Raw genomic sequence first — 13,972 nt, 5'->3', positions numbered from 1 at the left:
CCAATCTACGCCTTCGCATCCATGCGGCAAGGGCGGCAGGGCAGGTCCGGCAATTTTACGTTTCTTGCGAGCGGCGGATCGCTTACCGTTGAATATAACCAATGGGGACAGGGCATGTCGGTACTGAAACGCAACAATGTCACGGTCGGCGGGCAGGGGACGGCGCCCATTGTCTTCGCGCACGGGTTCGGCTGTGACCAGACCATGTGGCGCTTCATCGCCCCGCACTTCGAGAGGGATCACAAGGTGGTGCTGTTCGATCTGACGGGTAACGGCCAGTCGGACCTGTCGGCCTATGATTTCGATCGTTATTCGCGGCTCGACGCCCACGCGGAGGACATTGTCGACATCATCAGCGAACTGGACCTGGAGGACGTCACCCTTGTCGGTCATTCGGTGAGCGCCATCACCTCGGCGCTGGCCGGCGCCCGGTGTCCGGAGAGGATCGCCCGCATCGTGCTGGTGGCCCCGTCGCCCTGCTTCATGAATGACGGCGATTATACCGGCGGGTTCGAGCGCGCGGAGCTGGAGGGCCTGATCGCCTTCATGGAGGAGAATTACCTGGGCTGGGCCGCCCAGTTGGCGCCGACGATCGCCGGCCAGCCCGAAGGCGAACCGGCGGCAGAGGACCTGACGCGCAGTTTCTGCCGCACCGACCCGAGGATTTCCCAGCATTTCGGGCGCGTGACCTTTCTGTCCGATCGCCGCGACGACATGCCGAAAACGCCGCAGCCGAGCCTGATCCTGCAATGCGATCCGGATGCGCTGGCGCCGGTGTCGGTGGGCGAGTGGATGCGCGACGCCATGCCTGACGCGCGCCTGGAAGTGCTTCCCGTCACCGGTCACTGTCCGCACATGACAGCCCCGGACCTTACCAGCGCCGCTATCCGGCGTTTCATCGATGAAGCGTGACGACAGGGGCGATGCGTCACCCCCGGATTGGGGCGATGCACGCGAGCTGCTGGAAGATGCCCCGTGCGGCATGGTCGTCACCAATGCTGACGGGGTGCTTCTGTACGCCAATCAGACACTGATGCGCTGGCTCGGGCGGCCCGGCCTGCTGGACAATGGTCCGCTGCGCCTGCCGGACCTGTTGGACGTGCCCGGGCGCATCTATTTCGAGACCCATTTGGCACCGATGCTCCACCTGCAGGGGCATGTCCGCGAAATCGCCTGCCGCATGAAGCGTCCCGGGGCGGACGACCTGCCGGTACTGCTCAATGGTGTGGCGCGGGCCGATGCCGACGGGGCCATCACACGGGTCGACTATACCCTGTTCGACGCCCGTGAGAGGACGAGTTACGAGACCGCCCTGCGCGAGGCGCGGCGCGAGGCGGAAGACCTTGCTGCCATCGTTCGCTCGTCACCAAACGCGATTATTCGTGTTGATGCCCGCGGGCGGGTCCGCAGCTGGAACCGGGGCGCGGAGCGGTTGACCGGCCTCGCGGCCGGCCAAGCCCTGGGTGAGAGCATCACCAAAGTTCTGGAGCTGGATGCCGGTGAGGACTGGCTGACCGATTGTCGGGACCGGGTGCCGGCCGATGGGGAACACGTCTTCGAAGCCAGGCTGGGGGCCGATGTCGAGGTCGAGGTCACCCTTGCCTGTGTCGGTGCCAGGGATCCGGAGCAAGCGGGCACCGACCTCGCCTTGATCGTGCGCAATGTCACCGCGCGAAAGCAGGCGGAGCGGCACCTTGAACTGATGGTCGCGGAAATGGACCACCGGGTGAAGAACACGCTGAGTGTGGTTTCGGCGATTGCCAGACAGACGCTGACCAGTGCCGAGAGCCAGGCCTTCACGCATCGATTGCGTGCCCTGGTCCAGGCGCACGACGTGCTGACCCGGGCCCATTGGGGCCCGGTGGACCTGGGCGAGTTACTCAAGGCGACGAGCGATGAGGCCGGTGGGGCGGACCGGTTGAGTTTCGAGGGGCCGCGCGTTGTTCTGGCACCGCGCGAGGCCACCACCTTTGCCATGCTGCTGCATGAGCTGGTGACCAATGCGCTCAAATACGGCGCCCTGTCGGCGCCGGGGGGCACGGTGCGTGTCGACTACAGCGTCGAGGGGGACGAGGATGGCGAGAACCGGCGGGTGTTGATGGCGTGGCGCGAGAGCGGCGGGCCGCCGGTCGCCGCGCCGACCCGGAAGGGCTTTGGCAGCACACTGATCAAGACGATATTCGCGCGCGAGTTCAGGGCCGAGGTCGACATGGACTACGCCCCCAACGGGCTTGTCGGCCGCATCGACTTCCCCTATCGCCCGCCGGCCACGGCATAATCCATAAAGAAACCCTCCCGGCCGGAGCCGGGAGGGCGAGGTGCATGGCTATCTTGTCAGGTCAGTCGACCGGGGCGAGGGCCGGCTTGACCACGCGCTTGCGACTGTCGAAACGCCTGCCCAGCTCTTCGGCCTCCTCTTCGGTGAGGTCCTTGTGGGCAAGGTCGAAGAATTCACCCTCTTCCTCGTCCATGTGATGCTCGAGCAGTTCGGCGAGGGCGTGGAATTTCTGCCCCCATTCGGCATTGTCCTTGGGCATGGTGTCGAGCTCTTCGAGCAGCGAGTTGACCATGTGGTGCTCGTTCTTGGCTTCGAGGCTCTCGTCCTTGTCACCCTTCTGCTCCAGCTTGGCGTAGAAGGTGGCTTCCTCGACCTTGTTGTGGGTCCACAATTCCAGCTTGAACTTGTCGAACAGCTCCTGGCGGGTCTTCTTGGCGCGGTCGGTTGTGTCCTCGATCTGGCTGATCAGTTCGCGGGCCTTGTCGTGGTCCTGCTTGATGCGGTCATAGATGTTGGTCATGGGCTCTCCTCGCTGGGTAGGGTTGCCAGAGCAACGCCCCGCCGAAGCCCCGGTTCCGTCAGGGCCGCGGGGCGAGGGCCTCGATGGCGTCGACATCGGCCTTCATCAGCGCGTCCGAGGCCGCGGCGATGGCGTCGATGGGCCAGTCCCACCAGGCTAGCGCCCGCAGGCGCCGGGCGACATCGTCAGGCAGGCGGCGGCGGATCTCGCGGGCCGGATTGCCACCGACAATGGTGTAGGGCTCGACGTCCGAGGCCACCACAGCCTTGGCGGCGATGATGGCGCCATCGCCGATGGTGACGCCGGGCAGAATGGTCGCGTCCCAGCCGATCCATACATCGTTGCCGACATTGATGCCGCCCTTGTTCGGCCATGCCCCCGGGTCCGGCTCGCCCCAGGCCCCGAAGATCGAGAAGGGATAGCTAGACAGCCGGTCAGCGAAATGATTGCCGCCATTGAGCACGAAGGTTGCCCCGTGGGCGATCGAGCAGAACTTGCCGATGACCAGCCGGTCATCGATGAAATCGAAGGCGTATTTCAGCTGCGTCTCGGCGAAGGATGCCGGGTCGTCGAAGGAGTGGATGTAGGTGTAGTCCCCGGCCTCGATCTTCGGATGCCCGGCGACCAGCGGCTTGAGATAGGCCATGGAGGGCGCCGCCGGCATGGGGTGCCGGGTCATCGGGTCGAGGGCGGGGTGGGGAGCGGACTCTGCGGGCATCAGTTCTCGGGCCCTTCCCCGGGGAGGGTAATGTTCAGATTGCCGTCTTCGCTGACCTCGATCCAGGACTGCAACTCGATATCGCCGCGCAGCACTTGGTCCACCGTAGACGCGAAGGTGGCTGGGGACGGCATGCCTGTATAACTCCCATAAAGTCCGCTGCCGTCCGGGCCCACCTCTTGGAGGATCCAAGGGGAGTCGACGGCGAGATCCTCAACAGCCTCAATGGCCCCGTCGGTTTCCGCAGCTTGCGCCATGCGAATAATGGCCCTCGTATCGCGTGATGCCCGGAGATGCGTCGAACCATCGCCCCGCGGATAGGCGCGGTAGTCGACCAAATCTCCCGTGTCGGAGATCCGTGCCACAACGTATCCACCCTCGGGCCGGAAATCCGCCGCGCCGATGTGACATGTCAGCGCGTCCGTGTCCGGTTCCACGGGTGCCGAAGCCGCTATGACGCTCCAACCCAGCGCTTCCGAGGCACCGGAGGAGCCGGCCCACTCACCCGATCCGCCCAGCGCGGCGCAATGATCCAGATGGCGCTCGACATCGGCCGCGCCAGCAAAGACGAAATCGGCCGCGTCATGCATGTCATTTCGGCTGAGTTCACCGTAGTGGGTAATACGCAGCTTCAGGGTCCAGTCGCCCACCTGGTGTATCCACATGCCGGCAGTCGTGCCCTGCTGCCGATAGATGGCGAAATGCACTGGGCGATCGGCCACCAGAGCTTCGCCCCGATCGACTTCATGACCAGACGAGACATTTTCCAACATTGACTGCAGCGAGCCGGCGAAGGCCTCCTCCTGGCTCATATTGGTCAAATAGGCATGCACGGTGATCACCGGTGCCATTTCTTCGACCCGGGTATACCGGCAGGCGACGTCGGTATTCCAAGCGTTGTAATTCGTCAGGTCGGTCCGCACATAATTGTTGGCGTTGACCGGGCAGGGCATGGCGCTCGCGCGGTGGCGGACGCGCTGTTCATTCTCAAAGCGCCATCCCAGTTCGTACCGACCCCGGTTCAGGGCCAGCGATTCTTCCGCCAGAGCCTGCATATCGTCCCGCCGCCCAAGGACCATCGCCTGGCCGGACATGCGATCAAGGACCGCCTCCAGCACCGACGCATTGTCCGGGGCGTGCGTCTCGACCACTTCCCGGGCGCGCTGGTAAATCTCGAACGCGGCTGCGGCGTCTCCGATGTCGGCGCGCAAGTCGCCATAGAGCAGGAAGGCGTCGTATTGATCCTGGGGGTTACCGGCCGCCGCGACGGCCTCCTCGGCTCTCAGGAGCGCGGTCTCGGTATCCCCGGCATTGTAGGCGGTAACCGCCTGGTCCAGTAATTGCGGCGTAGCAGCCGACTGCATACTGGCGGTCGCCAGCGTCAAGCTCGCGATTGCCATCCCGAAATCATGCATGGTCTATCCCCCCCCTTTACTCGACCAGTCTGTCGGCGTGGGGCAGCCATGCCAAGCGCTACTAGCGGTTGGGTTGCAAAAAGCGCAGGCGCGACAGCTTAAGCCGCCCCCGGCCCGCGCGGGCCGCCGCCCGGCGTGCCGCCCTGGCGCCGCGCCATGAAGGCGAGTTTTTCGAACAGCATGACGTCCTGCTCGTTCTTGAGGAGGGCGCCGTGCAGGGGCGGGATGAGCTTGCGCGGGTCGCGTTCGGACAGGATGGCCGGGTCGATGTCCTCGACGAGGAGAAGCTTCAGCCAGTCGAGCAGTTCAGAGGTCGAGGGCTTCTTCTTGACCCCGGGCACGTCGCGGATCTCGTAGAACAGCTTCAGGGCCTCGGACAGCAGGCGCCCCTTGAGGCCGGGGAAGTGGACCTCGACGATCTGCTTCATCGTCGCCTCGTCGGGGAAGGCGATGAAGTGGAAGAAGCAGCGGCGCAGGAAGGCGTCCGGCAATTCCTTCTCGTTGTTCGAGGTGATGATGACGACCGGGCGCTCGTGCGCCTTCACCGTCTCGCCGGTCTCGTAGACATGGAACTCCATGCGGTCGAGTTCCTGCAGGAGGTCGTTGGGAAACTCGATGTCGGCCTTGTCGATCTCGTCGATCAGCAGAACGCAGCGTTTGTCCGTGGTGAAGGCCTCCCACAGCTTGCCGCGCCGGATGTAGTTATTGATGTCATGCACCCGGTCATCGCCGAGCTGGCTGTCGCGCAGGCGGGCGACGGCGTCATACTCGTACAGGCCCTGGCGCGCCTTGGTCGTCGACTTGACGTGCCACTCCAGCAGTTCCATGCCCATGGCCTGGGCGACCTGGCGGGCCAGCTCGGTTTTTCCCGTGCCCGGCTCACCCTTGACGAGGAGGGGGCGCTCGAGAGCGACCGCCGCATTCACCGCAGCGGACAGCTCTGCATCAGCGACATACTGATCTGTACCTTCAAAACGCATGTCTCGCGACTTAGCGCGATTGGCCGGCCGGCTCCAGTGCCGGGGCGCAGATTTCCGCGCCGTCAGCCGCTCGATTCCTGGCCGGACCAGTCGGCCATGTCGAGGGCGAGCGGGTCGCCGCGCTTGAGGTCGCGGGTCGCCGACCGGCCGATGACGCGATCATACCATTTCGGCGCGAGGCCGAAACCGGGGCGAATGGAACGCACATTGTCCGGCGTGAAAGCCTCCCCGGCGGCGATGTCGCGGACCACGTAGAGCGAGCGGCGGAACTGCACCGAGCCGCGCTCGCACTGGGCCTCGCCATAGCGAACCTGGCCGAGCGCGTGAAAGGCGTTGTGGCAATCCTCGACCAGGCGGGTGAATTCGTCCGGCTCGAGGGAGAAGGCGCTGTCGGGGCCGCCGTCGGCGCGTGACAAGGTGAAGTGCTTTTCGATGACCCGCGCGCCGAGTGCCACGGCAGCCACCGAACAGGCGGTGCCGGGCGTGTGGTCGCTGAGCCCGGGAATGACACCGAAGGCCTGGCCGAGGTGCGGAACCGTGGCCAGGTCGGCCTGGTCGATCGGGGCCGGGTAGGAAGACAGGCAGTGCAGCAGCGCCAGTCCGCTGCAGCCATTGTCGCGGGCGGTGCGCACGGCATCGTCGATCTCGCCGATCGAGGCCATGCCGGTGGAGATGATCATCGGTTTCCCGGTGCGCGCGACACGGGCGATCAGCGGCAGGTCGACAGCCTCGAAGGACGCGATCTTGTAGAGCGGGGCGTCGAGCTCCTCGAGCAGGTCGACGGCGGTGAAATCGAACGGGGTGGAGAAGATGGGCACGTTGTGGCCGCGGGCCCGCTCGAACAGGGCGGCGTGCCATTCGAACGGCGTGTAGGCCTCACGGTAGAGCTCGTGCAGCGTGCGGCCGTCCCACAGTCCGCCCTCAATGGTGAAGCCCGGACCGTCATGGTCGAGCGTGATGGTGTCGGCGGTATAGGTCTGGATCTTGATCGCGTCGGCCCCGCAGGCGGCCGCCGCGTCGATGGTTTCCAGGGCCCGGTCGAGCTGACCGAGATGATTGGCCGAGACCTCGGCAATGACCAGGGGCGGGCAGTCCGCGCCGACCGGCCTGTCGGCAATCACAAATCCGGGGGGCGTGTCAGTCATCATCGGTGTCCTTGCTGGACTGGCGGTCGAGCCAGTCGGTGCGGGTCAGGCGCAGGCGCCAGGCGTCGACGGGAGCGCCGTCGCGAAGGATGCGGGCAGGCAGGCGGCGCCAGCGGGTGAAGCCGAGCCGGGTATTCATGTGCATGGCGGTGTCATTTCCATCGAGCACCTCGCAGTGCAGGGCCGGCAATTTCAGGTGCTCGAAGGCAAAGCGCAGGATCTGGCGGCCGGTGGCCTGGCCGATGCCGCGCGTGGCCGGGCCCGGTTCGCCGATATAGATGGCCCAGTCGGCCTCGGCGCCCAGCGCCCCGGAGATATTGGCATGGCCAAGATCCTGCCCGTCGCGCTGCAGGATCCACAGGTGCCGGCCCGGATCGGCGAGCGCTCCGTCGAACCAGGCCTGGTGTTCGTCCCGCCCGATATCATGGCTGGTATACATGCCGGCCCTGACATGCGGCGCGTTGCGCCAGGCATGGATCAGCCAGATGTCGTCGGCGGTCACGGGGCGCAATGTCGTTGTGCCGTCCGACAGGTGGGGCGTGGCGGGCGAGCGGCTCATGAATCAAACCTCGCAACCGGTTGGTGGGCGGGACTTCGACAACAGGACCGCGATGTGTTCGGCCACACGCATCGCGCCGCGACCGTCGCATAGCTCGGCGGCGGCGGTCCCCATGCGCTGCAGGGCGGGCCTGTCGAGGCTGGCCAGTGCCTGATTCAGCTGGCCTTCGAGGCTTGGCCCGGGCCGCAGGGCCAGCAGGGCACCAGCCTCGGCCATGGCCTCGGCACTGGCGCGCTGGTTCTCGGCCAGGATGACGGCCAGGCTGGGTACGCCCAGCGCGCAGCGCTCCAGCGACCCGATGCCGCCGGCGCCGATAGCAAGGTCGCACGCGGCGAGCCGCTCGGCCATGTCCACGATGTCGACCGAGAGGGTCAGTTTGTCATGGCGGGCAGCCAGGGCCTGCAGATCGGGCAGGCTGGGCGCTGCGGAGCCGACCACGAGCTCGGTTCGGGTATCCGGGCAGGCGCTGACCAGGGCACGGGCAATCGGGGCCATGCAGCCGCCGACATCGGTGAGGCCGGTGGCCACCACGACCCGCCGGGGCGGCCAGCGACGCGCACGCGCGCGGGACGCATCGCGCAGGGCCGCGAATTCAGGCCGCAGCAGGGCGAATTGCGGCCCCGCCAGAATGTCGGTCTTCGGCCCCACGATCGACCGCAGGGCGGCGGCCGTACGGCCAAGGCCCGGCGAAACCAGGATGTGGCACGGCCGCCGATGATCGCAGACATCGTCCAGAACGAGCAGTCTGGAGCCGCAGCGCATGATGTGGTTTTCCAGCGGGTGATCGGGTTCGGGCAGGTCGACAATGACGATGTCCGGCGGGTCGCTGTCGAGCAGGCCAGGCAGAGCGTCGGGGGCGCACAGGTCGAAACCGGCGTCGCGGGCCCCCGGCGCGAAGCGCAGGCTTTCCGGGGTGGTGCAAAGGCTGAACCGGGCCCCCTTGTCCTGAAGGGCCTTGGCGAGCGCCAGACAGCGCATGAGATGGCCGCCCCCGATGGTTTCCGAGGCGTCGGCGCGGATTACGATGTGGGGCGGCTCGATCATGTCGGCTCTCGCAGGGTCCGTGACAGGCTGTGCCGATTGGCTTAACGCTCCCTTTAGAAACGGGCCGTGAGCGTGGCGTCAGCCCGGCCGCAGTCACAGGAAGCAAGATGTCCCTCGCCGTCATCATTCAAGCTCGTATCGGGTCGTCGCGCCTGCGCGGCAAGGTCCTGGACGATCTGGGCGGAGTGCCATTGGTCAGGCGCGTGCTGGACCGGTGCGCCCGCATCCCCTCAGCCGACGTGGTGATGGCGGCGATTCCCGACGATGCGGTCAATGATCCGCTTGAGACCGCCATCCGCCAGGCCGGCTACCCGGTGTTCCGGGGGTCCGAGAGCGACGTGCTGGCCCGCTATGCCGGGGCTGCCCGGGTGGCCGGTCGTGAATATATCATGAGAGTGACCAGCGATTGTCCCTTCATCGACCCGCAATTGTGCGAGGCCGTCTTCCAGTTGCTGCGCGAGAGCGGTGCCGATTATGCCAACAACACCCTTATCCCGGCCTATCCGCACGGGCTGGACTGCGAGGTCTTTCCGCGACGCTGGCTGGACGCCGCTTCTGTCTCGGCAAGCGCGGCGGACGAGCGCGAGCATGTTACGCCGTGGATCCGGAACAACCCAAAAGTAACAACGGCTTGCCTGGAGGGGCCGGGCGGCGATGTGGGGCGGTTGCGGTGGACCGTGGATTATCCCGAAGACATGGACATGGCCAAGGCGGTGTTCGACACCTTGGGACCGCAGGCCGCAGGCGCGGACTGGCAGAGCCTGGCGAGCCTGTTTCGCGACCGCCCGGCCTTGCAGCAGATCAATGCCGGGCGCCGCATTGAGCGCGTGCGCGTCGGCGCGGATATCGTTCGCGCCGGCACGGGCTGACAGGCCTACATGGTTAATGACGAGGTAAGCCTTTCATGGTGAAACAGAGGCTCGCAGGAAAGGATGTCGCATGACTGTCAGCGCCGTTAAGGCCCACAATTTTTATGAATTCGGCTGGGCGACAGGCAAGATTGCGGATTGCGATCCGAATTTTCCGAGCCGGTTGTACGCGTGGGACAAGGACTCTCTGGTCGTCAACGAGGCAGACACCGCTTTCTTCGGCTTTGTCCAGTCAGGCACGGCGACACTGACCAGTGCGTCCGGGACGTTCAGCCTGCAGGCCGGAATGTATTTTTCCGCCAATGAGACTCTGAGCGTGTCCGGCGGTCGCGGCATCGTGATCGCGCGTGCCGGTCATCAGGCCTTCTTCTCGATCGGCGGCCCGGTCGAGGCGCAGGGGCGCCTGAAGTACATTGACGGCTGCACCGACAGCCTGCTGATCGCTCCGGTTCGTCTCGGCGACCCCTGTCTCAACCTGCTCTATTTCCCGCCGGGCATCGACCAGACTTCGCATACCCACCCGTCCGACCGGATCGGTGTCGTGTATTCGGGACGCGGTGAATGCGTCACGCCTGAAGGCGTGATCGCGCTGGAGCCCGGGACGATGTTCCGCATACCCTTCGAGGGCGAACACAAGTTCCGCACGACGGACAGCGAACTGCGCGTGATCGCCTATCACCCGGATTCCGACTACGGGCCCCGCGATGAGGATCACCCGATGATCAACCGCACCATTGTCGGCGGCGTCTCGGCGTCGGAAATCGATACCATCCGCACCCGCTAGTAGCGTTCGGCCCGCTTGTCGGGACCGGTTTGCGGACGCAGCCAGGCATCGCCGTCAGCGGCCGGATGCCCGGTGATTGCGTCATAGCGCCCGCGGCGGAGGTTGCGGCGGCGGTGAATCTCGCTGGCGGCGGGCTTCTTCTGGCCGTCGCCGAGGGCGCGTTCGAGATCGCGAATATCCCGGGACATGGTTGCAAACTCCTCGACCTGCATGGCGAAGGGGTGGTCCGGGCCGTCCAGCTCCCTGTCGAAGGTGACATGCTTCTCCAGCGCGACCGCGCCCAGGGCGATGGCGGCCAGGGCTGCCGTGGCACCGGGAGAATGGTCGGACAGGCCGACGGGCAAACCGAGGGCATTTGCCATGTTCGGGATCGCCCTGAGGTTCAGGTCGTCCCAGGACGGCGGGTAGGTGGCCGTGCAGTGCAGGACGGTTATGTCCGGACATCCGGCCTGTGACAGGACCTGGACCGCGTCCGCCACTTCATCGAGATAGGAGGCGCCGGTCGACAGCAGGACCGGTTTGCCGGTCCGGGCGACGCGCTCGAGCAGGGGGGTGAAGGTGAGGTCGCCCGACGCGATCTTGTAGCGTCGCACGCCGACCGCCTCGAGCTCATCCACCGCCGCCAGCGAGAACGGCGTGGACATGAATTCTACGCCATGTCGCTCGCAGGCCTCGCTCAGCGGGTCGAGCCAGTCCTGCGGCAAGGGCTGGTTGGCGAAGGCCGCGTATTTCGGATTGGCGATAACCCCGTCCGTGTCGGGGTCGGGAAGGACCCGGGCGATCAGGCTGTCGCGGGTCAGGCTCTGGAACTTGACCGCGTCGGCTCCGGCGCGGGCGCAGGCCTCGACATAGCGCAGCGCCTCGTCCAGCGAACCGCCATGATTGGAGCCGATCTCGGCGATGATGAAGGTGTTCCGGCTCATGCCTGGTTCTCCTGTCTCCGGGGCGGGACTCCGCGGTGTTCCTCGGCCAGTCGGCAAATGTGCACGCAATCAACCGGCCAGTCGCGGCGATCCAGCTCCGCGAGCACGTTCTGGACGTAAACCAGGTCGTCGGGGCGGTCGACCGAGAGGTCGATGCCGGGGTGGTGGAGCGCTGCAGGGAAAGCGACGCGACAGACCGGGAAACGGTCCGGATTTTCCCGAATGGCGAGGGTGACATGCTCGCGATGACGCGCGCTGGTGGACGGGTCGCTGGCCAGGTCGCGCAAGGCCGCACTCTCGACAATCTCCGCCCGCATGCCCCGCGGCAGGTGGCCGTCGCAGGGACGGGTATAGCTGGCTGCATTGGCGATATGAGCGTCGAGGCAGGTCTCGATCACAGCCGGGTCACGCAGCGGGCTGTCGGAGGTGATCCGCACCAGGGTATCGGCCCGCCGCTCGTCGGCCGCCTTGATGAACCGGTCCAGGACGTCCTGCTCGGAGCCCCGGACCAGGCCCACCTGCTCGGCGGCGGCGATCTCGACGATGGCGTCATCGTCCGGCTTGTCGGTGGTCGCGATCACCAGTTCGTCGACGCCCCGGATCGCCCGCAGGCGCCGGCACTGATAGGTCAGTATGGACAGATCATCGACGAGCGGGGCGAGAACCTTGCCCGGGAAACGGTGCGATCCCGTGCGCGCCTGGATGACGGCAATGGTGCGGCTCATGCGGGGCCTCCGGCATCGTCGGGCAGGGGCAGGTCCAGCCAGGTCCTCACCATGCGCGCCGGCCGGTAGGCGGGGCCGCTGGCGGGGATGAGCCCGGCGACATGCTCCCGGCCGGCCAGGAGGCGCACCAGCAGATCGGGGATGTTGAGGCCGGCCAGGGTCATGAGATAGCCGAAACCCCACATGCGAGGATTGATCTCGAGGAGATAGGCCGGGGCTCCGGGTTCGGGCCGCTTGAGTTCGACAGCGGCGAGGCCGTGCCAGGGACCACTGGCACGCAGGATGTCCAGTCCGGCGCTCATGAGCTGATCATCGACCACCGTCTCGCCGGCAATGGCGACGCCGCCGCTGGGCGGATTGGTCTGCAGCTTGCGGTGCAGGGTCGAGACGATGAGCTCGCCACGATCCCACAGCGAGCCGATGGTGAAGACGGTGTCGGGGCCACCGGGAATGTATTGCTGAACCAGGCAGGCGCCGTGGTCTCGTACGGTCGTCCGCCAGGCCTCGCGCAGCTTGGCCGGACTGTCCGGATAACTGACCCCGCGCGCACCCCGGGAGCAGCGCGGCTTCAGGACACAGGGGAACTCGTTGCCCCAGCTGTCCAGGTCGGCCTCGCTCTCGGCAAGCAGGGTGCGCGGGTGCGGCAGGTCCCGTTCGGCGGCCCGCTGCAGGAGCAAGCCCTTGTCGATGCCGAAGGCCAGCACGTCCGGATGCGGCAGGGCGAGACGCAGGCCGAGTGCGCTCAGCTCCTCGGCAACCGGGGCCAGGGCCACGGCCTCGGCTTCCGATCCCGGGATGATGGTGTCCAGTCCGTGGCTGAGGCAGGCGGTCATTATCGCCTCGCGATAGACAGGTGCCGGGTCGGCGAAGGGCAGAACCACGCGCGCCACGCCGGGCTCGAACAGGCCGCCGGCCAGCGCATTGCCGTCGGCCGCGACCAGTTTGAGCTCCGGGTCGGACTGGCGCAGCGAGCGCAGCGTACCCAGGCCGGGGGGCGCGCCGACGCCGGTTACCAGGACGCCGGTAGACAGATCGCTGAGCGGTATCATGACACACGCCATCGGGACAGGTCGCGGCCAAGCAGGGTCTCCAAGGTGTCGATCTCCTGTGCGAAGGTGTCATTCAGGCGCGCGCGCAGATGCGGCGGAAGGCTCGGGTGCAGGCGGTCCTCGGGCGGCACGCTGGGAAACACACCGTCCGGCCCACGCGCTCGCTGGATGTGGTCGGGCGACGCCACGGTCTGCGCATGCAGCGTTTCGAACGACTCCCGGCTGTTGTCCCAGCGCCCTTCAAGAATGGCCTGCTTGTCGGCCGGGATGCCTCCGGTATTGAAGCGGCGGCCGAGATCCATTGGCACATCACGCTCGATATCCAAGAAATCGAACAGGTCACGGACCAGGGTTTCGCCGTCTGCGGCGAGGTCTTCCTGGAGCAGGATTTCGACGTGATCGAAACGGTCGAACCAGTGCCGCAGCCGGTGGGCATAGCGGCCTGTATCGGCGTACAGCCACTGGAAGCCCCAGTGCTCCCGGCGGCGCTGGTCCTCGATGTCAAGTGTGTGTTCAAAGGAGTAGAACTCGGCGTCCCGCCGGACATTCTGCAGATAGTGCGACCAGGCCCGTTCGACCGGATTGCGCAGGATGGCGATGATGCGTGTCTGCGTTCCGCACAGGCTGGCGACCCGGGGTGCCGCAATCGAGGAATAGGCATAATAGTCCGGCGACACGTCACCGATCCGGACCTGTCCCGAATAGTCGCTGAACAGCGTCTGGTAGCTGGCCACGGTCGGCGCAGTGTCGAAGTGGTAGTAGGCCGGCCAGTGGATATCGGAATCCCCGACACCGGAGAAAAAGCGGCCCTCCTTGCGAACGGTCGACAGGAAGATGTCCGGGTGCTGTCCGAGATAGTGGTAGAGCGATGTGGTCCCTGACTTCGGCGCGCCGATGACCAGGAAATTCGGCCATATCTCCGGGCGATTGGCGGAGTGTAGGGTGGGGACGGATTCGGACAAG

At 66.1% G+C, this 13,972-nt stretch carries 15 protein-coding genes; 4 read left to right on the top strand and 11 right to left on the bottom strand.

Features of this window, described 5'->3' with window-relative positions; translation table 11 throughout:
* Positions 1–114: 114 nt before the first annotated feature.
* Together ACXYMR_RS00645 and ACXYMR_RS00640 are read left to right on the top strand one after the other, a co-directional pair.
* The gene (locus ACXYMR_RS00645; protein WP_458940810.1) at positions 115–912 is read left to right on the top strand and encodes an alpha/beta fold hydrolase; all 798 of its coding nucleotides are present in this window, start codon (positions 115–117) and stop codon (positions 910–912) included.
* A complete protein-coding gene (locus ACXYMR_RS00640; RefSeq protein ID WP_458940809.1) occupies positions 902–2,278 on the top strand; it encodes a sensor histidine kinase in 1,377 nt (458 codons plus the stop codon). The genes ACXYMR_RS00645 and ACXYMR_RS00640 overlap by 11 nt, the downstream gene beginning before the upstream one ends.
* A 61-nt stretch (positions 2,279–2,339) precedes the next feature.
* Here the strand turns inward: ACXYMR_RS00640 and ACXYMR_RS00635 are convergent, their stop codons facing one another.
* From ACXYMR_RS00635 to pseG, 7 genes are all read right to left on the bottom strand, one after another.
* On the bottom strand, positions 2,340–2,798 hold the full coding sequence (locus ACXYMR_RS00635; RefSeq protein WP_458940808.1) for a hemerythrin domain-containing protein: 459 nt from the start codon (positions 2,796–2,798) through the stop codon (positions 2,340–2,342).
* Between the two features lie 58 nt (positions 2,799–2,856).
* Positions 2,857–3,516, bottom strand: a complete 660-nt coding sequence (locus ACXYMR_RS00630; protein WP_458940807.1) for a CatB-related O-acetyltransferase — start codon at positions 3,514–3,516, stop codon at positions 2,857–2,859.
* Positions 3,516–4,931 carry a tetratricopeptide repeat protein gene (locus tag ACXYMR_RS00625; RefSeq protein WP_458940806.1) on the bottom strand — a complete coding sequence of 472 codons (1,416 nt, stop codon included), beginning with the start codon at positions 4,929–4,931 and terminating at the stop codon, positions 3,516–3,518. The genes ACXYMR_RS00630 and ACXYMR_RS00625 overlap by 1 nt, the downstream gene beginning before the upstream one ends.
* 98 nt (positions 4,932–5,029) lie before the next feature.
* Positions 5,030–5,911, bottom strand: a complete 882-nt coding sequence (locus ACXYMR_RS00620; RefSeq protein ID WP_458940805.1) for an AAA family ATPase — start codon at positions 5,909–5,911, stop codon at positions 5,030–5,032.
* 62 nt (positions 5,912–5,973) lie between these two features.
* Positions 5,974–7,056 (bottom strand): pseudaminic acid synthase, encoded by a 1,083-nt coding sequence (pseI, locus tag ACXYMR_RS00615; protein ID WP_458940804.1) that lies wholly within the window; start codon positions 7,054–7,056, stop codon positions 5,974–5,976.
* A complete protein-coding gene (gene pseH, locus ACXYMR_RS00610) occupies positions 7,049–7,615 on the bottom strand; it encodes a UDP-4-amino-4,6-dideoxy-N-acetyl-beta-L-altrosamine N-acetyltransferase (RefSeq protein ID WP_458940803.1) in 567 nt (188 codons plus the stop codon). The genes pseI and pseH overlap by 8 nt, the downstream gene beginning before the upstream one ends.
* Positions 7,616–7,618: 3 nt before the next feature.
* The gene (gene pseG / locus ACXYMR_RS00605; protein ID WP_458940802.1) at positions 7,619–8,659 is read right to left on the bottom strand and encodes a UDP-2,4-diacetamido-2,4,6-trideoxy-beta-L-altropyranose hydrolase; all 1,041 of its coding nucleotides are present in this window, start codon (positions 8,657–8,659) and stop codon (positions 7,619–7,621) included.
* Between the two features lie 107 nt (positions 8,660–8,766).
* Between pseG and ACXYMR_RS00600 the strand changes: the two genes are divergently transcribed.
* Both ACXYMR_RS00600 and ACXYMR_RS00595 read left to right on the top strand, forming a co-directional pair.
* Entirely contained in the window at positions 8,767–9,528 is a 762-nt protein-coding gene (locus ACXYMR_RS00600; protein ID WP_458940801.1) for a cytidylyltransferase domain-containing protein, read from the top strand.
* 70 nt (positions 9,529–9,598) lie between these two features.
* On the top strand, positions 9,599–10,312 hold the full coding sequence (locus ACXYMR_RS00595) for a cupin domain-containing protein (protein ID WP_458940800.1): 714 nt from the start codon (positions 9,599–9,601) through the stop codon (positions 10,310–10,312).
* Here ACXYMR_RS00595 and ACXYMR_RS00590 read toward each other — a convergent pair.
* From ACXYMR_RS00590 to ACXYMR_RS00575, 4 genes are read right to left on the bottom strand one after another with little or no spacing between them, the layout of a single operon-like run.
* A complete protein-coding gene (locus ACXYMR_RS00590; RefSeq protein ID WP_458940799.1) occupies positions 10,309–11,235 on the bottom strand; it encodes an N-acetylneuraminate synthase family protein in 927 nt (308 codons plus the stop codon). The genes ACXYMR_RS00595 and ACXYMR_RS00590 overlap by 4 nt on opposite strands.
* Entirely contained in the window at positions 11,232–11,960 is a 729-nt protein-coding gene (locus ACXYMR_RS00585) for a cytidylyltransferase domain-containing protein (RefSeq protein ID WP_458940798.1), read from the bottom strand. The genes ACXYMR_RS00590 and ACXYMR_RS00585 overlap by 4 nt, the downstream gene beginning before the upstream one ends.
* Positions 11,957–13,009, bottom strand: a complete 1,053-nt coding sequence (locus tag ACXYMR_RS00580) for a hypothetical protein (protein ID WP_458940797.1) — start codon at positions 13,007–13,009, stop codon at positions 11,957–11,959. The genes ACXYMR_RS00585 and ACXYMR_RS00580 overlap by 4 nt, the downstream gene beginning before the upstream one ends.
* Positions 13,006–13,971 (bottom strand): sulfotransferase family protein, encoded by a 966-nt coding sequence (locus tag ACXYMR_RS00575; protein ID WP_458940796.1) that lies wholly within the window; start codon positions 13,969–13,971, stop codon positions 13,006–13,008. The genes ACXYMR_RS00580 and ACXYMR_RS00575 overlap by 4 nt, the downstream gene beginning before the upstream one ends.
* Position 13,972: the final 1 nt, after the last annotated feature.

The sequence above is a fragment of the Maricaulis sp. CAU 1757 genome (assembly GCF_054482675.1).
Note: the sequence above shows the minus strand (reverse complement) of the source record. Positions and strands in the feature narration are given on the sequence as shown.

Excerpts from the sequence above, each read along its gene's own strand:
- ACXYMR_RS00645 (WP_458940810.1), top strand. The coding sequence starts at position 115 with ATGTCGGTACTGAAACGCAACAATGTCACGGTCGGCGGGCAGGGGACG.
- ACXYMR_RS00640 (WP_458940809.1), top strand. The coding sequence starts at position 902 with ATGAAGCGTGACGACAGGGGCGATGCGTCACCCCCGGATTGGGGCGAT.
- ACXYMR_RS00635 (WP_458940808.1), bottom strand. The coding sequence starts at position 2,798 with ATGACCAACATCTATGACCGCATCAAGCAGGACCACGACAAGGCCCGC.
- ACXYMR_RS00630 (WP_458940807.1), bottom strand. The coding sequence starts at position 3,516 with ATGCCCGCAGAGTCCGCTCCCCACCCCGCCCTCGACCCGATGACCCGG.
- ACXYMR_RS00625 (WP_458940806.1), bottom strand. The coding sequence starts at position 4,931 with ATGCATGATTTCGGGATGGCAATCGCGAGCTTGACGCTGGCGACCGCC.
- ACXYMR_RS00620 (WP_458940805.1), bottom strand. The coding sequence starts at position 5,911 with ATGCGTTTTGAAGGTACAGATCAGTATGTCGCTGATGCAGAGCTGTCC.
- pseI (WP_458940804.1), bottom strand. The coding sequence starts at position 7,056 with ATGACTGACACGCCCCCCGGATTTGTGATTGCCGACAGGCCGGTCGGC.
- pseH (WP_458940803.1), bottom strand. The coding sequence starts at position 7,615 with ATGAGCCGCTCGCCCGCCACGCCCCACCTGTCGGACGGCACAACGACA.
- pseG (WP_458940802.1), bottom strand. The coding sequence starts at position 8,659 with ATGATCGAGCCGCCCCACATCGTAATCCGCGCCGACGCCTCGGAAACC.
- ACXYMR_RS00600 (WP_458940801.1), top strand. The coding sequence starts at position 8,767 with ATGTCCCTCGCCGTCATCATTCAAGCTCGTATCGGGTCGTCGCGCCTG.
- ACXYMR_RS00595 (WP_458940800.1), top strand. The coding sequence starts at position 9,599 with ATGACTGTCAGCGCCGTTAAGGCCCACAATTTTTATGAATTCGGCTGG.
- ACXYMR_RS00590 (WP_458940799.1), bottom strand. The coding sequence starts at position 11,235 with ATGAGCCGGAACACCTTCATCATCGCCGAGATCGGCTCCAATCATGGC.
- ACXYMR_RS00585 (WP_458940798.1), bottom strand. The coding sequence starts at position 11,960 with ATGAGCCGCACCATTGCCGTCATCCAGGCGCGCACGGGATCGCACCGT.
- ACXYMR_RS00580 (WP_458940797.1), bottom strand. The coding sequence starts at position 13,009 with ATGATACCGCTCAGCGATCTGTCTACCGGCGTCCTGGTAACCGGCGTC.